This window comes from Kribbella yunnanensis, assembly GCF_039529655.1.
Lineage (GTDB): Bacteria > Actinomycetota > Actinomycetes > Propionibacteriales > Kribbellaceae > Kribbella > Kribbella yunnanensis.
On sequence record NZ_BAAANF010000017.1, the window covers coordinates 288,565 to 308,912 of the forward strand.

Sequence of the window (20,348 nt, forward strand, 5' to 3'; positions counted from 1 at the left end):
CTGGGCACAGTGGACCTGTGGAGTTCGGCGGCGAGTGCGACCCGCTGGAGGTGGGTCTGGATGCTGCTCGGTTGCGCACTGCGATCGAGCAGGCACAGACACGTCGCGGTGCGGCTCAGCTGTGCGTGATCCGGGACGGGCGCGTGGTCGTCGACCGCTGGTTCGGGTGCGAACCGGAGTCGCTGTTCTGGTTGTTCTCAGCGAGCAAGCAGTACGTCGCGATTCTCGTGCACCAGCTGGTGGAGTCCGGCGTACTGCATTTCGACGACGAGGTGGCGGCGTACTGGCCGCAGTTCGCGGGGGAGGGCAAGGACGGGGTCACCATTCGCGACGTGCTGCGCAACCAGTCCGGTGCTGCGGCACCCCGGGCCGACGTACGGGCTATGAGCGACTGGACGAAGTCACTGCGCCGGATCGAAGAGGCGCCGCTGCGCTGGCCGCTCAGCTCGCTCGCGTTCGGGTTCATCCTGGGTGAGGTGGTCCAGCGGATCACCAGGCATCCGATCCAGGTTGTGCTGGAGGAGGCGGTGCTCCGACCACTCGGGGTGGCCGACACTCACCTGGGTCTGCCGCCAGAGCTGTGGGGCAAACAGGTCCCGGTCAAGGGCAGTCGGCTGGTGAACCGCCGCAGTACCCGGGAGGCCGTCGTACCGGGTGAAGGTGTGTCGGCAACCGCTCGTGACCTTGCAGCGCTCTATCAGATGCTGCTGAACCACGGCATCGGTACGGCGGGCCGCGTACTGCGGCCGGAGTCGGTCGCAGCCGCGGTTGCGCCGACCAGTGACCCGGCGTTCGGTCAGCAGAGCAGTCCGCGGACGTTCGGTCACAACGGCAGCAACTGCTGTGTCGGGTGGGCGGACCCCGACCGGCAGCTCGCCTATGCCTATGTGACCGACCGCACCGCTGAGCTCGCCCACCACGTGGCCGTGGCCGACCGCGTCCTCGCTTCGGCCGGCTAGCTGAGGACTGGTACGGCGACCCGTTCCTGCACCACGCGGTCGACGATGCCGTACTCACGAGCCGCCTCAGCGGTCAGCACGTGGTCCCGGTCGGTGTCGTGCCGCAGCCGCTCGATCGACTGGCCGGTGTGCTCCGCGAGAATCGACTCCACCTGCGCGCGGACCCGCACTACCTCGTCTGCCTGCAGGATGAGGTCGGGAATCGTGCCCTGACCCCGCGCGGCCGGCTGGTGCAGTACGACGCGCGCATGCGGCAGTACTGAACGCCGTCCGGGCGCACCGGCCGCCAGCAGGACCGCACCGGCCGCAATAGCCTGTCCGACGCAGAAGGTTGCCACTGGCGCCGAGATGAGCCGCATGGTGTCGTAGATCGCCAGTGCGGCCGTCGTGTCACCGCCCTCGCAGTTGATGTAGAGGTTGATCTCCCGCTCGTTGTTGTCGTACTCCAGGTGCAGCAACTGCGCGATCATCGCGTTGGCCACGCCGGAGTCGATCGCCGTACCGAGGTAGATGATCCGCTCGGACAGCAGGTGCGAGTAGACGTCCATGACCCGCTCACCGCGCGGGGACTGGGCAATGACGTTAGGAATCATGTAGCTGCTCATGCGGCTGCTTCCTTCTGCGCGGGCATCACTTGGTCGAACGTCGAGACGATGTGGTCGATGAAGCCGTACTCGCGGGCCTGGCCGGCGGTGTACCAGTGGTCGTGCAGCGAGTCCTCGTGCACGGTCTCGAAGGACTGACCGGTGTCCTCGGCGATGATCGACAGGACGGTGTCGCGGAGCTGCCGCAGGTCGTTGGCCTGGATCTCGATCTCCACCGCGGAGCCACCGATCCCGGCCGAGCCCTGGTGCATCAGGATCCGCGCGTTCCGCAGTGCGTACCGCTTCCCCGCCGTACCGGCGGACAGCAGGAACTGGCCCGCGCTACAGGCCAGCCCGATCGCCAGCGTGGACACGTCGCACGGCACCAGCCGCATCACGTCCCGGATCGCCAGCATCGACGGCACCGAGCCACCGGGTGAGTGGATCCACAGGGCGATGTCGCGGTCGGGATCCTCGGCCGCGAGCGTCAGGATCTGGGTCGCGAGCAGCGTGCCGTTGTCGTCGTCGAGGACACCGTCCAGCACGACGACGCGGCGGTCGAGCAGCCGCTGCCGGGCGGACGGGTTGAACAGCGGTGGTTTGGTCTCTTCTGCCATGTGTCCACTGTGGGCGCGCAGAACCGTCGTACCCCAGTTTTTCTGCTGACGGCAAGTCTGCTGAGAGCCGACAAGATGCTGTGGCAGGCTCCTCCACTGTGAATCTGAGCGATACCGCAATCCTGATCGCGGACGACCTGTCCGACTCCGAACGCAACCTGCTGGAGCGGACGGCCACTCCAGCCGCCACCCTGCTCGGGGCGGTCTCGATGATCCTCCGTACGTCGCTCTTCACCGAGGACCCCGCTGCCTGGGTCGACATGTGGCAGGCCCGCCCGGACTTCGCCCGGATCGAATGGCTCGACGGACCGGAGCTCTCAGACGTCGTCGCGCTGCTGGCCGCGAAGGACTACGAGGGCCAGATCGAGGGTGTCCCCGGCCTGCGCATCGGCTCCTGCAACGACCACACCGCGAAGATGCACTGGCTAGGCTCCGCCGTACCGGTAGAGCTCCAGCTCACCCGCCAACTGTCGTAGCCAGGCGCTGGGCGAAGTCGGCTGGGAAGGCGTGGGCTAGGCCAGGTAGCCGCTCGATCTTGCAGGCGGATAGGTGGGACTCGGCTGCGTCCACTACCTCGAGCAGGTCGTCGTCGGTGCCGATCCAGATCGTTGCCGGAGACAACGAGTTGGCCGAGCTGTCCGGGAGCTCGCGCAGTGCCGGAGCCATAGCCAGTACGCCGGCCGTCGGTGCCGGTTGCGCGGTGAGCGCCCAGTTGAGCGCGACTCGACCACCGGCCGAGAAGCCGGCGGCGATGAGCGGGAGGCCGGTCAGTTCGGTCGGGAGTTCGGCGAGTGCCCGCGCGATGTCAGCCGCAGCTTGTTCGGGGTCGGGCCAGGTGCGGTACATCGGCGACATCCGGCGAGAGGATTCGACACAAACGAGCGCATACCCGAGATCAAGCACGGCGGACCAGTCACGTTGTGCGTGCTCTGCCCGCTGTCCCGCCCCATGAAGAGCAACCACAACACCCCGAGCCCGAGTCGGGTCGGGAAGCTTGTTGTCGCGGAGGGAATCGTCGGAGGGGGCGCGCCCGGGGAGGCCGCTCCCGGATGGGGTGTCGGGGGAGGTGTCGCCCTCGGGGAGGGTGATCAGGGCGGGGGTGGGGGCGTCGGTTGCTCGGGTGGCGGACTCGGCGACCAGCTGTTGGAACTCTGGGTGGTTGGTTAGGGCGGCTAGGTCGTCGTCGTCCGTGAGGATCTCGGGGCGCCACCAGCTGCCGGCGCGGCTTGCGGTCCGGAGGGCTTGGAGGGCGCCTTCGGGGTCGCCGGAGGCGCCTAGGAGGCAGGCTCGGAGATGGGCCAGCTCGGCGGTCCAGGGCGCGAGATCGGTCGCGGCATCCAGTACGGCGATCGCGTCGGCGTACCGGGACTCGGCGTACAGGGCTTCGATCTGGTCCACGAGGGCGTCGTACCGGGTGTCGTCCATGGGTGGATCTTTTCATTCGATCGAACCTGTTTTCGGTAACTGTCGGCGGGTGCGCCTATGGTGTTCGGTGATGACTACGCTCTTCTCGCCTGACGAACTGCCGGTGCCGCTCGAGGAGCCGAAGAAGCACCGGACCGACCCCGAGGCGCTGCTGGACGGGCTGAACCCGCAGCAGCGGGCTGCTGTCGTGCACGCGGGGAAACCGCTGCTCGTGGTGGCCGGTGCCGGGTCGGGGAAGACGCGCGTGCTGACGCGGCGGATCGCGTACCTGCTGGGTGCCCGCGACGCGCACCCCGGGTCGATCCTCGCGATCACGTTCACCAACAAGGCGGCGGCGGAGATGCGCGAGCGGGTCGTCGACCTGGTCGGGCCGCGGGCGAAGCTGATGTGGGTGTCGACGTTCCACTCGTCGTGTGTGCGGATCCTGCGTCGCGACATCAAGAAGTTCGGGATCAACCCGACGTTCTCGATCTACGACGCGACCGACTCGCGCCGGCTGATGACGCTGGTCTGCCGTGAGCTCGACCTGGACGTCAAGCGGTACAACCCGCGTGCGGTGCTGAACTGGATCAGCACCCAGAAGAACGAGTTGATCGACCACGAGACCGCCTCGGCGAAGACCTCCAACCACTTGGAGGAGACGTATGCCGAGTGCTACCGGATCTACCAGGAGCGGCTGGCGCAGGCGAATGCGCTGGACTTCGACGACCTGCTGATGACCACGGTCAACCTGCTGCAGGCCTTCCCCGAGGTCCGGGAGTACTACCGGCGCCGGTTCCGCCACGTGATGGTCGACGAGTACCAGGACACGAACCACGCGCAGTACACGCTGATCCGCGAGCTCTGCGGTGAGGATGCGCCGGGCGCGAGCCAGCCGACCGCGCCGCCGGCCGAGCTGATGGTGGTGGGCGACTCCGACCAGTCGATCTACGCGTTCCGCGGGGCGACGATCCGCAACATCCTCGCCTTCGAGGAGGATTTCGCCGGCGCCGAGACGATCCTGCTCGAGCAGAACTACCGCTCCACCCAGACCATCCTGAGCGCGGCCAACGCGGTGATCAGCCGCAACGAGGGCCGGATGGCGAAGAACCTCTGGTCCGACCAGGGGCAGGGCGAGCAGATCGCCGTGTACGTCGCGGACAACGAGCACGACGAGGCGCAGTTCGTCGCGGACGAGATCGACCGGCTCGCCGACGCCGACCAGGTGAAGCCGTCCGATGTGGCGGTCTTCTACCGGACCAACGCCCAGTCGCGAGTGTTCGAAGAGGTCTTCATCCGGACCGGCCATCCGTACAAGGTGGTCGGTGGCGTCCGGTTCTACGAGCGCAAGGAGGTTCGCGACGCGCTCGCGTACCTGCGCGTGCTGGTGAACCCGGAGGACACCGTCTCGCTGCGCCGGATCATGAACGAGCCGAAGCGCGGCATCGGCGAGCGGGCCGAGGCTGCGATCGAGGCGCTCGCGCAACGAGACCGGATCTCATTCGCAGCCGCGATGCGCCGGGCCCAGGACGCACCGGCGATGGCTTCGCGCTCGGCGAACGCCGTACAGGGATTTGTGGACATCCTCGACGACCTGACCGCGATGGTCGACTCGGGTGCGCCGCCGGACGACATCCTGGACAGCGCGCTGCACCGCTCGGGGTACTACGAGACTTTGCAGAAGTCGCCGGATCCGCAGGACGAGACCCGGCTGGAGAACCTGGACGAGTTCATCTCGGTGGCCCGGGAGTTCGTCGAGGAGCGGACCGCGGCCGGTGAGTCGGCGGATCTGCAGGCGTTCCTGGAGCGCGTCGCGCTGGTCGCCGACGCGGACCAGATCCCGGATGCGGACGACGACGGTGGGGTGGTCACGCTGATGACGCTGCACACCGCGAAGGGCCTGGAGTTCCCGGTCGTGTTCCTGACCGGGATGGAGGACGGCGTCTTCCCGCACTCCCGGTCGCTGACCGACCTGAAGGAGCTCGAGGAGGAGCGCCGGCTCGCGTATGTCGGCATTACCCGGGCCCGGCAGCGACTGGCGATCTCGCGGGCCGCGGTGCGGTCGGCGTTCGGTGCTCCGCAGCACAACCCGCCGTCCCGCTTCCTCGAGGAGATCCCGGCCGAGCTGCTCGACTGGCGCCGCGACGAGTCCGCGATCACCCGCTGGTCCGGATCCGGTACGTCGTCGGGCGGCGGCATCCCGAGTCGCTACGAAACGTCACGCCGGAGCTCGACCGACAAGCCCGTGATCAACCTCGATCCCGGTGATCGCGTCGTCCACGACAGCTTCGGTATGGGCACGGTCGTGGTCGTCCGTGGTGAGGGTCAGCAGGCACAGGCCGATATCGACTTCGGCTCCGAAGGTGTGAAGCGGTTGCTGCTTCGGTACGCACCGGTGGAGAAGATCTGAGCCGCGTCGGGTGACGGGCTGATCGCAGAGATCGGGCAACTTTCCGGACCAATGCGTTGCATATATGCCGGAGATTGAGACAATCGAGCATCTTGCGCCCACCTGTGGAAGCGTCGTCCCCATGCCCAAGCCCGTAGCAGACAGTCACCGCCGGATCATTCTGGCCGGGGCGAACCCTGGGCTGCGGCTGTTCGACGAGGCCGGCAAAGTGACGGCGTACGCCTCGATCTGGATGGTCGACTGGTCGATCCGCGGGTCCGGGACGGCGGTCGTGCTGTGGTTCGACGGGATCGTCCGGGTGGTTTCGGAGGACGTCGACCTGGCTGCGTGGCTGGAGCGGTATTTCGTCCGCTCGTTCCTCGAGGTGCAAGGGCTGCCCTGGCACGAGCCGGCCATCGAGCGCGATCTGGTCCAGGTGTCGATGAACCTGGCCGACGGTTTGAGCGCGAAGGCGGCCGATATCCAGATCGAGATGGGCGGCGTCCTCGACCGGCGTCTGTTCGCGACCGACAACTTCCAGCTTGCCGACGGCAACCACAGTCTCAGCCTGGTGATCGCCCCCGTCCGCTCCGCCACCGTCTCCATCGGCGGCGCCTCCGTCCCCGGCTTCGTCCAGGTAGACGGTTCCCCCGACAAGCCCGGCTCCTCAGCCTTCCTCACCACCGCCGAGGTCTGGCGCCGCTAGCCTGCCTTCCCCGCCCGCCATCTGATGGGTTCCCCCATGAGCTTGTGGGTTCTGTACTCGCATGCGGGTGGGGAACCAGCAACCTCGTGGGTTCACCCATCCGGTGGGAGGTTCCCCCACCGGATTCTGGGGTGGGAACCTCCTATTTGGTGGGTGGACCCACCTTCTGTACGGGCCACCAGTTGTCCATGCGGGGGACGGCGGTGGTCTGGGCTTCGAAGCGGAAGAGGACGGTGGCGATGCCGGCGGCGCCTTGCATCCAGCCGATTCCGGGTGGGAGGAGCGGGTCGTCGTTCTTGTGTTCGAGGAAACGCCAGTACGGCGAGGAGCCGGCGTTCGCGACGAGAGTGTCGGCGAGATGCGTGGCGAAGGCGAGGTCGGCCGGGTCGTTGGTGCGTTGGTAGCTGGTGAGGAACGCGTCGGCCACGCCCGCGGTGCCGCAGCAGCGGCCGTCGTTGTCCCAGAAACCGGGGTGGAGGCGCTTGGGGATGCCGGAGTGCCGTACGGCGTCGAGGAGGCGCTGGCGCCAGGTGGCCGACGAGACACCGGCTACTGCGTCCACACCGGCGTACTCGAGTGCGTCGAAGAGCAGGGCGGTGCCGGCTGGGCCGTGGCACCAGTTGTAGGTGTACTCGTCGCCGTGGCGCTCGGACCACGGGACTGCGCGCGGGACCTCGAAGCCTCCTCCGGCAGAGCGGCCCATGGTGATCAGGTGCTCAGCGCCCAGGCGAGCGGTCTCGATCAGCTCGGGACGGTCCAGCTCAGCCCCAGCCAGAGCCAGTACGGCGGCGATGCCGGCCAGACCGTGGGTGAGGTTGGGCATCTCCAGCGGCGGTGGTTCGCGGAGGTAACGCCGTGGCACGAACAGCCAGTTCACACCGGCCGCGGTCTCCTCCTGCTCAGCCAGTAGCCGTTCTATCGCCCGATCAGCCAGCTCATGAGCCGGCACGCCATGCCGGATGGCCCAGAGCGCCCCGAGAAGCACACCACCGGTACCAAGCGTGAGGTCGTTGCACACAGCACCCGGCTCATACGAGTCCGACTCAGCGAGGAACCCCTCCTGCCAGCCGGTCGCCGTACCGATCTCCAAGGCCCGCTCGACAGCCGCATCAACACCCGGCTCACCCAACACGGTCAGCACGCCGATCGAACTGACCAGCCCGTCGAAGAACGAGATCGACGACTCGGTCGGGATCGAGCCCCGCACACGTGCAGCAATCCCGTCGGCAAGCTCCCGTTCGGCAGTCGTCCACGGCCGCGTCAGCTCGATCTCGGCCAGCGCATAGGCCAGCCCGCCGACCCCGGTGTAGGTCCCGTGCAGGAACTCGGTCGGCTTCTCGGCACCCAGGAACTCCGGGATCCAGGGGCCGTCGTCGTCCCACTGCACCTGGTCGAGCACCCAGGTCCAGGCGGCCTCCGCCAGTTCGCCGTACTTCATGCTCGCGCGTTCCGAAGACGAATCCCGCTGAACTCAAGCGTGCTGGTGATGACCTCGGCCCAGAAGTCGTGCAGCCGGTTCAGAACCCGGAGCTGAATCCCCGCCTCGTCGTGCAGCTCGAAGAGATCGCCGACGCGTTCGGGTGGCCCGAGCGGTTTCACGTCGGTGGTGGCGACGAAGGCTGCGTCATGCAGGCTGAACTGCGCGGCGGGGAGGCGGTAGGCGTAGAGCTCGACGGTTCGCATCGCCTCCAGCCAGCCGTATTCGACCGCATGGACGCGGGAGCCGGAACCGGGGCCGATGATGCGGGCGTGGTCTTCTGGGGTGGTGGAGGGGCCCAGCCACGCCATGGCGCGGGGGCACTGCCTCGGGAACCAGTAGTCGGGGGCACGGTCGTGGCCGACCGCCCAGACGTAGGTTGCTTGGGGCCGGAAGACCTCGATGGTGGGGTCTTCGGAGAAGTGCAGAACCTCTCCGGCAGCGGGGCGCATGCCGGGGATCCTAGTACTGCGACAGTGTTGGGTTCAGACCGGTTACGGGTTCAGACCACAGTGCGAGCGCAGCCACGGGATCGGGTCGATCGGGTCGCCGCCGTCGGGACGCACTTCGAAGTGCAGGTGCGGGCCGGTGACGTTACCGGTGGAGCCGACTGCGCCGACCTGGTCGCCGGCCATCACGGTCTCGCCGACCGAGACGCTGAACTTGTTCATGTGGTTGTACCAGGTGACGGTGCCGTCGGCGTGCCGGACCTGGACCTGGCGGCCGTAGGGGCCGGCCCAGTCGGCGAAGATCACGACGCCGCGCATCACGCTGCGGATCGGGGTGCCGGTCGGAGCGGCGAAGTCGGTGCCCGTGTGGTTGCGGGCCCAGCGGCTGCCACCCTGACCGAAGGTCGCGGTGATGTGGTAGCCGGAGATCATCATCTCGCAGCGGTTCAGGGACTCGCGGAGCTTCTTCGCCTCGGCCTTCTTGGCCAGGGCCAGCGCGGTGGCGCGCTTCGCGGTCAGGGTGTTCGTCGCGTTCAGCTTCGCGGCGCGGGCCTTGGCCAGCGCCGCGGCGGCCGCCTGCTTCTTGTTCGTGTCGTTGCCGGCCAGGGTGACGCGGGACGAGTCACGGGTGGCGAGCTGGCGTGCCTGGATGCGAGCAGTGGTGATGCCGGACAGGTTGCCGTTGTCGAGGCTGGCCGCGGCAAGGTTCACCGCTGTGTTGGCCTGCGTGGGGGACGACAGGGCGCTGTGGCTGAAGCCTACGGCTCCCGCCGCCGCAGCAAGCGCTGCGGTCAAACCGACGATCTGGGTACTGCTGGGGGTGTTACGCCTGGCAACACGATGTTTGGCGCTGTGACGACTTGCGCCGGTCTTGCGCGCAGCGTTGCCTGGCGTGACGCGGTTGCCCGCGGCACGATGCTGGGACACAACGTGGCCTTCCGGTCACAGGGGAGGGGTTGGGGTGGTGCTTGGCTCTGCAACCTTTCGCCCTCATCGGGGGTTTATTCCCGGTGAGGACTTGAGCACGATAACGGAAGAGTCACGAGCCGACAAACCCTGCCACCCAGTTTTCCGCAGCACCTTCACGAAACTTTTGCATGAGCCGCTGCACGTGCATCAGCCGTGTGAGCGCCAAAAGGCTGCCTGATCAGGCAGTTTGCGGTTGGTCGTCCAGATGCGCCAGCACGCCGGTGATCTCGTGGACCGTGTCCCCGTGGAACGGCAACGAGAGATGACCCACCCCGCGGACCCGGACGTTCCGGGCGATCAGGTCGGGATGCCGCAGCCGAGCACGCCGCTGCGGCACGATCAGCTGGTCGACGTCGCTGTAGAACGCCACGAACCGCGTCGGTACGCCGGGCGCCGGTTCCGCGAGCTCTTCCATCAGATCGCTCTCCGGCCGCAACTGCTTCACCAGCGGCCAGGGCAGGAGTCGAGCCGCGACCGTCCCCTGATGCGGTGTCCCCAGCGTCACGCAGGTGTGGACGCGCTCGTGACCGCCGAGCTTCTGGATGTAGTACCGCGCGATCAGCCCGCCCAGGCTGTGGCCGACCACGTGGATCTGGTCCGACCCCGACGCTTCACAGATCGCCTCGATCTCGGCACCCATCCGCTCGGCCGTACGGCGGACGTCCACCGTCAGCGGTGAGTACGAGAAGGTGTGGATGCTGCTGAATCCGCGCCGCATCAGCTGCCGGCGCATCAGCGCGAAGATCGTGTGGTTGTCGATGATCCCGTGCGCGAGCAGGATCGGCGTACCGGCGGCTCGGACGTCGTTGACCAGCAGACTGCGCTGGGCCGGTGTCAGACCGGCCAGGGAGAGTCGCTCGGCGCGGGAACCTGAGCCGCCGAGCAGGCCGAGCGGATACATCGCCAGGTGGGTGGTCATCCAGCCGATCTCGACGGCCGCGCCGTGCAGCACCCGCGGGGTGATCGCCGATCGGGCGCCGTACGCGAGGCCGTCCAGCGCGCCTCGCACCTCGTCCTGCCAAGAAGTCATTTGCGGCTCCTCACAGCAAACCAGACCCCCCGGTGGTCCGATCTCTCTTCCACGGTAACCGGTTCCCCACAACCGTGGCGGGGAACACACGTCTCCGTGTCTTATCCGTGAGATTGGCACCGGCTAACCTGCGAATATGCCTTCAACCAGCACTTTGCGTGTCGTCGTCGCCAAGCCCGGCCTGGACGGCCACGACCGGGGTGCGAAGGTCGTCGCCCGCGCACTGCGCGACGCCGGGATGGAAGTTATCTACACCGGGTTGCACCAGACCCCCGAGCAGATCGTCGAGACCGCGATCGCCGAGGACGCCGACGCGATCGGCCTGTCCGTCCTGTCCGGCGCGCACATGACCCTGTTCAAGCGGGTCCGCGAACTGCTCACCGAGCGCGAGGCCGACGACATCGTGGTGTTCGGCGGCGGCATCATCCCGGACGCGGATCTGCAGCCGCTGGCCGAGCTCGGCGTGCACAAGATCTTCACTCCCGGCGCGACCACCACCGAGATCGTCGAGTGGGTCCGCGGCCACGTCGGCGACGCCTCCGCCCCCGCCTCCTGAAGTTACTGTTTGGTAATACCGAATCGTTAAGAAACACCTGGTTGTGCAGGCTCTCGAATCGCGGTCGCATACAGCCATGCGGTACGTCCGGTAACTGAACCGTTCAGTGACGGGTGTGTAACTCAGAACACATCACCCCCGTCTTCGGTTACTGTCCGGACAGGTGGCGTCACAGTGCGGTGGGGGCCTGGACGCCGCTCGCGCAGGGACGATGCGATTCCCATCGGGAGAGGGCAGGTAACGATGAGGTTTGAACGATCACACACTCGCAAGGCGGTCGCTCTGGCCGTGGTGAGCAGCCTGGTGTTGCTCACGGCGGCGTGTGGCGGCGACGAAGGCGGCGGTGGCAGCAACGGTGCGGCCGGGGGTGCGCTCGAGGGCCGCGGGCCGATCAAGTTCGCCACCGGCAAGGACACGTCGGGCAACCTGACGAACCAGGTCAAGGCCTGGAACTCGCAGCACCCGGACGAGCAGGTCACGGTGACCGAGCTGCCCGAGTCGGCCGACCAGCAGCGCGCACAGATGATCTCGAACGCCCAGATCAAGTCCGACGAGTTCAGCGTGCTGAACCTGGACGTCGTCTGGACCGCCGAGTTCGCGGCCAACCGGTGGATCACCCAGCTGCCCGAGGACCAGTTCCCGGACCTCGGCAAGTTGCTGCCGACCACGGTCGACACCGCGAAGTACCGCGACAAGCTGTACGCCGTACCGGTGACGTCCGACGGTGGTCTGCTGTACTACCGCAAGGACCTGCTGGACAAGGCCGGGGTCGAGGTACCGAAGACCTGGCCGGAGATGGTCGCCGCCTGCGCCAAGGTGAAGGCGCTGCCCGAGGGCAAGGCCATCAACTGCTACGCGGGCCAGTTCGAGAAGTACGAAGGCCTGACGGTGAACTTCTCCGAGGCCGTCAACGGCGCCGGCGGTGTGGTCGTCGGTGACGACGGCAAGCCGAACGTCGACACCCCGGAGGCACTGGCCGGTCTGACCGCGCTGGTCGAGGGCTTCAAGACGGGCTTCATCCCGAAGGCCGCCATCACCTACCAGGAGGAGCCGGGACGCCGCGCGTTCCAGGAGGGCAACCTGCTCTTCCACCGCAACTGGCCGTACGTGTACGCGCTGGCGAACAAGACCGACGGCTCGTCGAAGATCGCCGGCAAGTTCGCGGTCGCGCCGCTGCCGGGCCTGAGCGGGCCGGGCGTCTCGACGCTGGGCGGTCACAACTACGCCATCTCGGAGTTCGCCAAGAACAAGGCGACCGCGGCGGACTTCATCAAGTTCATGTCCAGTGAAGAGCGGCAGAAGGCGAACGTCGAGAAGACCTCGCAGGCGCCGACCTGGGCGTCGCTGTACGACGACCCGGCACTGAACAAGCAGTTCCCGTACCTGGCTCCGCTGAAGGCGTCGATCGCCTCGGCGAAGTCGCGGCCGAAGGTGGTCAAGTACGGCGACGTGACGACCGCGATCCAGGAAGCGGCGTACGGCGCACTGAAGCAGCCGGGCGGTACGGATCCGAAGCAGGCACTGACGGATCTGCAGACCAAGCTGAACACACTCATCACCCAGTGACCCGGACGTGGGGCCGGTGTGCGGTGAACGCTGCGCACCGGCCCCGCGTTGTCACCGCCCACGGAGGTGGGCGGACAGAGAAGGAGGCATGAGGTGAGTGATTCCGCCTCGGTCGTCGAGCCGGGCAAGAAGGTTCGGCGTACGTCGTTCAACGAGGGCACCGGCCGGCTGGCCGCACTGCTGCTGTCACCGACCCTGATCGTGCTGGTCCTGGTCGTGCTCTACCCGATCCTGTCGGCGCTCCGCGAGTCGCTGTACCAAAGCGGTCAGCGGATCGACGAGGACGGCTTCATCATCCAGGGCTCGCAGTTCGTCGGGCTGGACAACTTCGCGGCGATCTTCTCCGGCGAGACCGGCGACCGATTCTGGAACGCGTTCTACAACACCACGTTCTTCACCGTCGTCTGTGTCGTCCTCGAGACGCTGCTCGGTGTGCTGATGGCCCTGGTGATGCACAAGGCGTTCAAGGGCCGGGCGATCGTCCGGGCCAGCATCCTGGTTCCGTGGGCCATCCCGACCGTGGTGTCCGCGCTGCTGTGGAAGTGGATCTTCCAGGCCGACGGCATCGCGAACGTCGTCGCCGGCACCCAGATCCTGTGGTCGACGGAGGGCTGGCAGTCGGTGCTGTCGGTCATCATCGCCGACACCTGGAAGACCGCGCCGTTCATCGGGCTGCTGGTGCTGGCCGGTCTGCAGACCATTCCGGACGAGGTGTACGAGGCCGCGAAGGTGGACGGGGCGAGTCCCTGGAAGACCTTCACCCGGATCACGTTGCCGCTGGTGAAACCGGCACTGCTGGTGGCAGTGCTGTTCCGGATCCTCGACACCCTGCGGATGTTCGACCTGCCGTTCGTGCTGGTCGGCCCGAACAAGTCGTCGGTCGAGACACTGTCGATCCTCGCGTACCTCGAGGCCAACAACACCCGGTACGGGCCGGCCGCGGCGTACGCGACGTTGCTGTTCATCTATGTCGCGGTGGTCGCCTACGCCTTCGTGAAACTGCTCGGAGCCGACGTCATCGGTGAGGCTCGCGCTCGCGTGGTCAAGCCGAAGAAGTCCCGCGGGAAGGTTGGTGCGTGATGGCCGTTGCTGAGAAGGCACCGAAGAGAGTTGACATCAAGGCGGCCGAGGCACCCTGGTATCGCAGGTGGTTGCCGCTCGTCGGTGTCGGGATCATCGTGCTCTACTGCCTGTTGCCGTTCTACTGGATGCTGGTGTCGGCGTTCCGCCGGCCGACCGACCAGTTCGACAACTCGATCATTCCGACCCGGTGGTCGATCGACAACTTCACCGATGTGTTCAAGCCCGGTACCGGCTTCGGCCGGGGGCTGCTGAACAGCCTGATCGTGGCCGGCACCGTGACGATCCTGACGCTGGTGATCGGCATGGTCGCGGCGTACACGATGGCCCGGCTGGACTTCAAGTTCAAGAACGCCGTCCTGGCGATCATCATCACCACCTCGATGTTCCCCGGGATCTCGCTGGTGATCCCGCTGAAGAAGCTGTTCAGCGACATCGAGTGGATCAACACCTACCAGGCGATGATCGTGCCCAGCCTGTCGTTCGCCCTGCCCCTGGCCGTGTGGAACCTGACCGCGTTCTTCCGTCAGATGCCGCGCGAACTCGAGCAGGCGGCGATGGTCGACGGCTGTACGCCGGCCCAGGCCTTCCGCAAGGTGATCATCCCGCTGGCCGCACCCGGTGTGTTCACCACCGCGATCATCACCTTCATCGCGGCCTGGAACGAGTTCCTGATCGCGCTCAGCATGGTGAACCGCAAGGAGATCCAGACGGCCAACGTCGTCATCGCCGGGTTCACCGGTACGTCGGGTCGCGACCAACCGTTCGGCAGTCAGATGGCGGCCGGTGTGGTCGTCACCATTCCGCTGGTGATCGCCGTACTGATCTTCCAGCGCCGCATCGTCGCCGGCCTCACCGCAGGTGGCGTCAAGTAGTTGGCTTTTTGAGTGCCCTGGCCGCCGCGACGAACGCGGTGGCCAGGGCGCAGCCGGTGGCTATCACGATGAAGCCGGTGGCTGGGGTGGCGTGGTCGACGATGGGGCCCATGGCTAGTAGGCCGATGGGGCCTGTGGCCAGGGCGATTGAGGTGTAGCTGCCGATGACGCGGCCGCGGAGATTCTCGGGGGTGCGGGCCTGCATGATGACTGCGACGACTGGGTTGATCGGGCCGGTGGCGATTCCGGTGGTGAAGGCTAGCGCGATCATCAGGGGGATGGACGGGAGTAGCGCGAAGGCGGCTAGGCCGATGGTGCTGATGACGAGTGAGCCGATCAGCACGCCGCGTTCGCGGAGACGGTGGCCGACTGCGCCGTACAGGATGGCGCCGATCAGGCCGCCGGCGGCGAAGGCGGCTACGACGAAGCCGTAGTAGTCGGCCAGGCCGTTGTCCTGGAGGTGTGCGTTCAGGACAACAGACTCGAATGGGGCGATGAAGCCGACCAACACCGCAGCGGTGATCGCGACCGTGCGCAGGCCGGGCTCGGTGATCAGGAACCGGAGGCCGGTGGCGATCGAGCGTAGGTAGGGCTCGTGGGCCGGTGCGGGTGAGAGGTGCTTCGGGATGGTGAGCGCGGTGATGGTTGCCGAGAGCAAGAACATTCCTACGGTGACCCAGAGGACGTTGAAGCCGCCCATCGCGACCAGCAGTACGCCGGCGATGCCGGGCCCGGCCAGTGCGCCGATCGCCTCGGCGGCCTCGCCCCAGGCGTTGACGCGGGTGAGCGGCGTACCGGTGGCGCGGGCGACGTCCGGCCGCAGCGTCTCGCGGGCGGCCGCGCCGGGGCCGTCGAAGAGGGCGCCGAGGGCGACGAGCACGAGGATCCCCCAGAACGGCAGGCCGAACGCCTCGTCGAGAATCGCGAGCAGGGCAACGGCAGTCGCGCTCAGCAGGTCGGCGCCGACTGCGCAGAACCGGCGGCCGAGGCGATCGATGAGCGCACCGCCGAAGAGCGCGGACAAGACGATAGGTGCGATCGCTGCCGCGCCTGCGACTCCGGCTGCGGTGGCGCTGCCGGTCCGCTGGAAGATCAACCAGGGCACGGCTACGGCGACGATCGCGTTCCCGGTGACGGACAGAGCGGTGGCGCCGAGCAGGCCGTGGAGCGGGCGAGCGAGGCTCACGGTGCAACCCCGTGCTGCAGGGTGCGGAGCGTCAGCGGTCCGGCGTCCCGCGGGGCGAGTTTGCCGGCGGCGATGCCGTCCCAGGCGGAGTAGGTGAGCGAGTAGATCGTGGCGACCACCCACCACGGGGTGAGGTCGCGCGCGATCAGGCCGGCCGCCTGGGCGTGCGTGACAAAGCGCTCAAGCGGGGCGTCGAGCTCCTCGATGCGGTCGTGCAGCTCCTGGTCGACGCTCGCCCGCGGATGCTGCAACAGGAAGTCGATCCGCGGACCGAGCGGGATGAGCGCCTCGACCACGCGCTTGAGTACGGCGTAGAGCTCCGCCGGGGGAGTGTTCGCGTCGACCGCCTCCACCCCGGCCGCGACGAAGGCCGCGGCGCAGTGGTCGAGCGAGTCGTAGGCGAGCGCGAGCAGCAGCGCCTCCCGGGTCGGGAAGCGGTTGTGCAGCGTGGTCCGGCCAACCCCGGCAGCGCTCGCGACGTCAGCCAGCGAGGCTGCCGGGTTGGCGGTCAGGACCTTGGCGGCGACCTCCAGGATCACTTCCGTCTGAACACTCATGTTCAGAACTATACAGCGATGTTCAAATAGTCAGCCAGGCGGTCGCGTCCGATGCCAGCTGTCCGTCGAACACCGGGGCGCTGGTGAGCAGCAGTTGCTGGTACGGCGGCAGCGTGGTCGGCGCCGTACCGAGGTTGGTGACGCAGCGGAACGACCCGCGGGTGAAGGACAGCACATCGGCCGGTGCGTCCTCGTCCCAGGTCAGCCGGCCCTCGCCCAACTCCGGGTGCTCCCGCCGGATCTGCAGTGCGGCCTTGTAGAGACTGTGGTGAGAATTCGGGTCACCCACCTGAGCCTCCGCGGTCAGCGACGCCCAGTCAGCCGGCTGCGGCAACCACGGCTGACCCTCACCCGGTCCGAACCCGTATGGCGGCTCTGTCCCCGACCACGGGATCGGCACCCGGCACCCGTCCCGACCGCGGTTCGTGTGCCCAGACCGCTCCCACACCGGGTCGTCGAGCACCTCCTCCGGCAGATCCTCAACCTCGGGCAGCCCGAGCTCATCACCCTGGTAGATGTACGCCCCACCCGGCAGCGCAAGCTCCAACAGCGCAGCCGCCCGGGCCCGGCGCAGCCCGCGCTCCAGATCAGTCGGTACGACGCCCGCCCCCTCCAGCGCGTCTTCCAGCGCCCGGCCGTACCGAGTGCGGTGCCGGATCGTGTCGTGGTTGCTCAGCACCCAGGTCGCGGGCGCACCGACCGCCCACAGGCTCCCCGTGGACCGGTCGATCACCTCGCGCAGGTCCTTCGCATCCCACGAAGCGCGCAGCGCGTCGAAGTTGAACGCCGAGTGCAGCTCATCCGGCCGCACGTACTTGGCCAGTCGCTCCGGTGGCGACAACCACGCCTCGGCCACGAAAACCCGCGGGCCCTGCGGCGTACCGGCGTACTCATCGGCGATCGCTCGCCAGCGCTGGTGGATCGGGTGCACGCCCGGCTGGTCGTAGTACGGGTTGCCGACATACTTCTCGTGCGTCGGCTGACCGTCCTTCAGCGGTACGTCGGGCAGTGTCGCGTCCTTGGCCATCGAATCGGCCACGTCGATCCGGAACCCGTCGATGCCACGGTCGAACCAGAACCGCAGGATCGAGTCGAACTCCTCGAGCACCTTCGGGTGGTCCCAGTTCCAGTCGGGCTGGGAGATGTCGAACATGTGCAGATACCACTGGCCGTCATCGATTTGCTGCCAGGCGCCACCGCCGAAGCTGGCCGGCCAGTTCGTCGGCGGGCGGCCGTCGACCCCGTCGCGGAACCAGAACAGGTCGCGCTCGGGCGAACCCTTGCCGGCTGCGAGGGCGGCCTTGAACCACGGGTGCTCCCAGGAGCAGTGGTTCGGGACCAGGTCGATCAGGATCCGCAGTCCGAGCGCGTGCGCCTCGGCGATCAGGGCGTCCGCGTCGGCCAGGGTGCCGAATTCGGGATTGATGTCGCGATAATCGGAGACGTCGTACCCGCCGTCGAGCAGGGGGGACGGGTACCAGGGGCTGATCCAGATCGCGTCCACGCCGAGGTCGGCCAGGTAGGGCAGCCGGGCGCGGATACCGTTCAGATCGCCGGTGCCGTCACCGTCCGCATCGGCGAACGACCGCGGGTAAACCTGGTAGACGACGGCGCTACGCCACCAGTCGTCAGCTGGTCTGGTGCCTGGATCAGTCATGGGGCCCAGCCTGCCACGGGGCACCGACAAGGTTGTGACGGTCGTCTCAGCGTGTACCCCGACTGTCGCACCGGGTGCCGAGGTGGCTAGTCTCAGGCCGACGGAACGCGCCGGCGACCGTGCCCTCTGCACCGCAGCCTGCCGTGCCTAATCTGGACAACGCGGGACTCGAACAGGCGAGAGAGGGACCACAGTCGTGGACTTGATGGAGTACCAGGCGAAGACTGTCTTCGCCAAGCACGGTGTAGGGACGACGGTGGGTGAAGTCGTCAACACGCCGGAGGACGCCCGCGCGGCGGCCGAGAAGCTCGGCGGCGGCACGGTGGTCGTGAAGGCCCAGGTGCTGACCGGCGGCCGCGGCAAGGCCGGTGGCGTCAAGCTCGCCGCCAACCCGGACGAGGCCGAGGCACGCGCTCGCGAAATCCTTGGTCTGGACATCAAGGGTCACGTCGTCAAGACGCTGAACATCGTCCCGGCCGCGGCGATCGCGGAGGAGTACTACTTCTCCTTCCTGATCGACCGGGCCAACCGCAACTACCTCTGCATCGCCTCCGCCGCCGGCGGGATGGAGATCGAAGAGGTCGCGCACACGAACCCCGACGCGGTCGCCAAGATCTCGATCGACCCGGCCACCGGTGTCGACGAGGCCAAGGCCCGCGAGATCGCCACCGCGGCCGGTTACCCGGCCGACATCATCGACGCCGTCGCGCCGGAGATCGTCAAGCTGTACGGCGTCTTCCTGAGCGAGGACGCGACGCTGGTCGAGGTGAACCCGCTGGTCAAGCTGAAGGACGGCCGGGTCGAGGCCCTCGACGGCAAGGTCTCGCTGGACGAGAACGCCGACTTCCGGCACCCGGAGCACGCGGACTTCGCCGACTCGTCGGCGGCCGACCCGCTGGAGGCCGCGGCCAAGGCCAAGGGCCTCAACTACGTGAAGCTCGACGGTTCCGTCGGCATCATCGGCAACGGCGCGGGCCTGGTCATGTCGACCCTCGATGTCGTCGCGTACGCCGGTGAGGAGTTCGGTGGCGTCAAGCCTGCCAACTTCCTCGACATCGGTGGCGGCGCCTCGGCCGAGGTGATGGCCAACGGGCTGGAGATCATCATCTCCGACGCCCAGGTGGAGAGCGTGTTCGTCAACGTCTTCGGTGGCATCACCGCCTGTGACGCGGTCGCGAACGGCATCGTGCAGGCCTTCGAGCTGCTCGCCGCCCGCGGCGAGGCCGTCAGCAAGCCGCTGGTCGTCCGGCTGGACGGCAACAACGCCGAGGAGGGCCGCCGCATTCTCGACGAGGCGGGCCTCGCCGGTCTGGAGCGGGTCGACACGATGGACGGCGCCGCCAAGCGGGCCGCCGAGCTGGCTGCGAAGTAAGGGATCGCTGAAATGTCTATCTTCCTGACCAAGGACAGCAAGGTCATCGTCCAGGGCATGACCGGCTCGGAAGGCACCAAGCACACGACGCGGATGCTCGCGTCCGGCACGAACATCGTCGGTGGCGTCAACCCGCGCAAGGCGGGCACGAGCGTCGACTTCGACGGTACGTCGGTGGCCGTGTTCGGCACCGTCGCGGACGCCGTCAAGGAGACCGGTGCGAACGTGTCGGTCATCTTCGTGCCGCCGAAGTTCACCAAGGACGCCGTACTGGAGGCCGTCGCGGCCGAGGTGCCGCTGGTCGTGGTGATCACCGAGGGCGTGCCGGTGCACGACACCGCCGCGTTCTTCGCCGCCGCGCAGGCCTCCGGCACCACCCGGATCATCGGCCCGAACTGCCCGGGCATCATCACCCCCGGTGAGTCCAACGCCGGCATCATCCCGGCGAGCATCGCCGGCGCCGGCCGGATCGGTCTGGTGTCCAAGTCGGGCACGCTGACCTACCAGATGATGTACGAGCTGAGCGACTTCGGCTTCTCCACCGCGATCGGCATCGGCGGCGACCCGATCGTCGGCACCACGCACATCGACGCCCTGCAGGCGTTCCAGGACGACCCGGACACCGACGCGATCGTGATGATCGGCGAGATCGGCGGCGACGCCGAAGAGCGCGCCGCCGCCTTCATCAAGGAGAACGTCACCAAGCCGGTCGTCGGCTACGTGGCCGGCTTCACCGCCCCCGAGGGCAAGACCATGGGCCACGCCGGCGCCATCGTCTCCGGCTCCTCAGGCACCGCGGCCGCGAAGAAGGAGGCCCTCGAGGCCGTCGGCGTCAAGGTCGGCAAGACCCCGACCGAGACCGCCAACCTGATGCGCGAAATCATGCAGAACCTGGCGAAGTAAGTCACAGCGCGA

20 protein-coding genes are annotated in these 20,348 nt (G+C 67.6%); 10 read left to right on the top strand and 10 right to left on the bottom strand.

Translation table 11 applies throughout. The features are described from left to right. Window positions 1-17: 17 nt before the first annotated feature. Window positions 18-959: a serine hydrolase domain-containing protein gene (locus ABD231_RS24835; protein ID WP_344156597.1), complete on the top strand. Its 942-nt coding sequence runs from the start codon at window positions 18-20 to the stop codon at window positions 957-959. Here the strand turns inward: ABD231_RS24835 and ABD231_RS24840 are convergent. Together ABD231_RS24840 and ABD231_RS24845 are read right to left on the bottom strand one after the other, a co-directional pair. Then, entirely contained in the window at window positions 956-1,564 is a 609-nt protein-coding gene (locus ABD231_RS24840) for a ClpP family protease (protein ID WP_344156600.1), read from the bottom strand. The two genes, ABD231_RS24835 and ABD231_RS24840, sit on opposite strands and share 4 nt — an antisense overlap. Further along, a complete protein-coding gene (locus ABD231_RS24845) occupies window positions 1,561-2,160 on the bottom strand; it encodes a ClpP family protease (protein ID WP_344156603.1) in 600 nt (199 codons plus the stop codon). The genes ABD231_RS24840 and ABD231_RS24845 overlap by 4 nt, the downstream gene beginning before the upstream one ends. Window positions 2,161-2,258: 98 nt before the next feature. Here ABD231_RS24845 and ABD231_RS24850 point away from each other — a divergent pair, with 98 nt between their 5' ends. After that, window positions 2,259-2,636, top strand: coding sequence for a hypothetical protein (locus ABD231_RS24850; RefSeq protein WP_344156606.1), 378 nt, complete (start codon window positions 2,259-2,261; stop codon window positions 2,634-2,636). Here ABD231_RS24850 and ABD231_RS24855 read toward each other — a convergent pair. Continuing rightward, window positions 2,617-3,585, bottom strand: coding sequence for a serine aminopeptidase domain-containing protein (locus ABD231_RS24855; RefSeq protein WP_344156609.1), 969 nt, complete (start codon window positions 3,583-3,585; stop codon window positions 2,617-2,619). The two genes, ABD231_RS24850 and ABD231_RS24855, sit on opposite strands and share 20 nt — an antisense overlap. A gap of 70 nt (window positions 3,586-3,655) precedes the next feature. On the opposite strand from ABD231_RS24855, the gene pcrA reads away from it, so the two are divergent. Beyond that, a complete protein-coding gene (pcrA, locus tag ABD231_RS24860) occupies window positions 3,656-5,974 on the top strand; it encodes a DNA helicase PcrA (RefSeq protein ID WP_344156613.1) in 2,319 nt (772 codons plus the stop codon). Between the two features lie 121 nt (window positions 5,975-6,095). Then, complete coding sequence (locus ABD231_RS24865; protein WP_344156616.1) at window positions 6,096-6,659, top strand: hypothetical protein; 564 nt, start codon at window positions 6,096-6,098, stop codon at window positions 6,657-6,659. A gap of 142 nt (window positions 6,660-6,801) precedes the next feature. Here ABD231_RS24865 and ABD231_RS24870 read toward each other — a convergent pair whose 3' ends face one another. The 4 genes from ABD231_RS24870 to ABD231_RS24885 form a co-directional block, all read right to left on the bottom strand. Further along, window positions 6,802-8,097, bottom strand: coding sequence for a lanthionine synthetase LanC family protein (locus ABD231_RS24870; RefSeq protein WP_344156619.1), 1,296 nt, complete (start codon window positions 8,095-8,097; stop codon window positions 6,802-6,804). Further along, complete coding sequence (locus tag ABD231_RS24875) at window positions 8,094-8,588, bottom strand: DUF6886 family protein (RefSeq protein WP_344156621.1); 495 nt, start codon at window positions 8,586-8,588, stop codon at window positions 8,094-8,096. The genes ABD231_RS24870 and ABD231_RS24875 overlap by 4 nt, the downstream gene beginning before the upstream one ends. Before the next feature lie 42 nt (window positions 8,589-8,630). Continuing rightward, the gene (locus ABD231_RS24880; RefSeq protein ID WP_344156623.1) at window positions 8,631-9,380 is read right to left on the bottom strand and encodes a M23 family metallopeptidase; all 750 of its coding nucleotides are present in this window, start codon (window positions 9,378-9,380) and stop codon (window positions 8,631-8,633) included. Window positions 9,381-9,732: 352 nt separating this feature from the next. After that, window positions 9,733-10,584, bottom strand: coding sequence for an esterase/lipase family protein (locus ABD231_RS24885; RefSeq protein ID WP_344156626.1), 852 nt, complete (start codon window positions 10,582-10,584; stop codon window positions 9,733-9,735). Between the two features lie 136 nt (window positions 10,585-10,720). Here ABD231_RS24885 and icmB point away from each other — a divergent pair, with 136 nt between their 5' ends. The 4 genes from icmB (at window position 10,721) to ABD231_RS24905 (ending at window position 14,661) form a co-directional block, all read left to right on the top strand. Next, a complete protein-coding gene (gene icmB, locus ABD231_RS24890) occupies window positions 10,721-11,140 on the top strand; it encodes a coenzyme B12-dependent isobutyryl CoA mutase small subunit (RefSeq protein ID WP_344156629.1) in 420 nt (139 codons plus the stop codon). 243 nt (window positions 11,141-11,383) lie between these two features. Then, complete coding sequence (locus ABD231_RS24895; protein WP_344156632.1) at window positions 11,384-12,706, top strand: ABC transporter substrate-binding protein; 1,323 nt, start codon at window positions 11,384-11,386, stop codon at window positions 12,704-12,706. Window positions 12,707-12,799: 93 nt separating this feature from the next. Continuing rightward, window positions 12,800-13,786, top strand: a complete 987-nt coding sequence (locus ABD231_RS24900) for a carbohydrate ABC transporter permease (RefSeq protein WP_344156635.1) — start codon at window positions 12,800-12,802, stop codon at window positions 13,784-13,786. 128 nt (window positions 13,787-13,914) lie between these two features. Continuing rightward, window positions 13,915-14,661 carry a carbohydrate ABC transporter permease gene (locus tag ABD231_RS24905; protein WP_380160710.1) on the top strand — a complete coding sequence of 249 codons (747 nt, stop codon included), beginning with the start codon at window positions 13,915-13,917 and terminating at the stop codon, window positions 14,659-14,661. Here the strand turns inward: ABD231_RS24905 and ABD231_RS24910 are convergent. The 3 genes from ABD231_RS24910 to ABD231_RS24920 are packed head-to-tail and all read right to left on the bottom strand — an operon-like array spanning window position 14,654 to window position 18,061. After that, window positions 14,654-15,847: an MFS transporter gene (locus tag ABD231_RS24910; RefSeq protein ID WP_344156642.1), complete on the bottom strand. Its 1,194-nt coding sequence runs from the start codon at window positions 15,845-15,847 to the stop codon at window positions 14,654-14,656. The two genes, ABD231_RS24905 and ABD231_RS24910, sit on opposite strands and share 8 nt — an antisense overlap. Beyond that, entirely contained in the window at window positions 15,844-16,404 is a 561-nt protein-coding gene (locus ABD231_RS24915) for a TetR/AcrR family transcriptional regulator (RefSeq protein ID WP_344156645.1), read from the bottom strand. Before ABD231_RS24915 ends, ABD231_RS24910 begins: the two co-directional genes overlap by 4 nt. A gap of 22 nt (window positions 16,405-16,426) precedes the next feature. Next, the gene (locus tag ABD231_RS24920; RefSeq protein ID WP_344156648.1) at window positions 16,427-18,061 is read right to left on the bottom strand and encodes a glycoside hydrolase family 13 protein; all 1,635 of its coding nucleotides are present in this window, start codon (window positions 18,059-18,061) and stop codon (window positions 16,427-16,429) included. A gap of 196 nt (window positions 18,062-18,257) precedes the next feature. Here ABD231_RS24920 and sucC point away from each other — a divergent pair, with 196 nt between their 5' ends. Both sucC and sucD read left to right on the top strand, forming a co-directional pair. Further along, window positions 18,258-19,433, top strand: coding sequence for an ADP-forming succinate--CoA ligase subunit beta (sucC, locus tag ABD231_RS24925; RefSeq protein ID WP_344156651.1), 1,176 nt, complete (start codon window positions 18,258-18,260; stop codon window positions 19,431-19,433). A gap of 12 nt (window positions 19,434-19,445) precedes the next feature. Then, window positions 19,446-20,336, top strand: a complete 891-nt coding sequence (gene sucD / locus ABD231_RS24930) for a succinate--CoA ligase subunit alpha (RefSeq protein WP_344156654.1) — start codon at window positions 19,446-19,448, stop codon at window positions 20,334-20,336. Window positions 20,337-20,348: the final 12 nt, after the last annotated feature.

What these genes read in the sequence shown, in the direction of transcription:
- ABD231_RS24840 (WP_344156600.1), bottom strand. Translation starts at nt 1,564, where the DNA reads ATGAGCAGCTACATGATTCCTAACGTCATTGCCCAGTCCCCGCGCGGT.
- ABD231_RS24845 (WP_344156603.1), bottom strand. Translation starts at nt 2,160, where the DNA reads ATGGCAGAAGAGACCAAACCACCGCTGTTCAACCCGTCCGCCCGGCAG.
- ABD231_RS24855 (WP_344156609.1), bottom strand. Translation starts at nt 3,585, where the DNA reads ATGGACGACACCCGGTACGACGCCCTCGTGGACCAGATCGAAGCCCTG.
- pcrA (WP_344156613.1), top strand. Translation starts at nt 3,656, where the DNA reads ATGACTACGCTCTTCTCGCCTGACGAACTGCCGGTGCCGCTCGAGGAG.
- ABD231_RS24865 (WP_344156616.1), top strand. Translation starts at nt 6,096, where the DNA reads ATGCCCAAGCCCGTAGCAGACAGTCACCGCCGGATCATTCTGGCCGGG.
- ABD231_RS24870 (WP_344156619.1), bottom strand. Translation starts at nt 8,097, where the DNA reads ATGAAGTACGGCGAACTGGCGGAGGCCGCCTGGACCTGGGTGCTCGAC.
- ABD231_RS24875 (WP_344156621.1), bottom strand. Translation starts at nt 8,588, where the DNA reads ATGCGCCCCGCTGCCGGAGAGGTTCTGCACTTCTCCGAAGACCCCACC.
- ABD231_RS24885 (WP_344156626.1), bottom strand. Translation starts at nt 10,584, where the DNA reads ATGACTTCTTGGCAGGACGAGGTGCGAGGCGCGCTGGACGGCCTCGCG.
- icmB (WP_344156629.1), top strand. Translation starts at nt 10,721, where the DNA reads ATGCCTTCAACCAGCACTTTGCGTGTCGTCGTCGCCAAGCCCGGCCTG.
- ABD231_RS24895 (WP_344156632.1), top strand. Translation starts at nt 11,384, where the DNA reads ATGAGGTTTGAACGATCACACACTCGCAAGGCGGTCGCTCTGGCCGTG.
- ABD231_RS24905 (WP_380160710.1), top strand. Translation starts at nt 13,915, where the DNA reads ATGCTGGTGTCGGCGTTCCGCCGGCCGACCGACCAGTTCGACAACTCG.
- ABD231_RS24915 (WP_344156645.1), bottom strand. Translation starts at nt 16,404, where the DNA reads ATGAGTGTTCAGACGGAAGTGATCCTGGAGGTCGCCGCCAAGGTCCTG.
- ABD231_RS24920 (WP_344156648.1), bottom strand. Translation starts at nt 18,061, where the DNA reads ATGACTGATCCAGGCACCAGACCAGCTGACGACTGGTGGCGTAGCGCC.
- sucD (WP_344156654.1), top strand. Translation starts at nt 19,446, where the DNA reads ATGTCTATCTTCCTGACCAAGGACAGCAAGGTCATCGTCCAGGGCATG.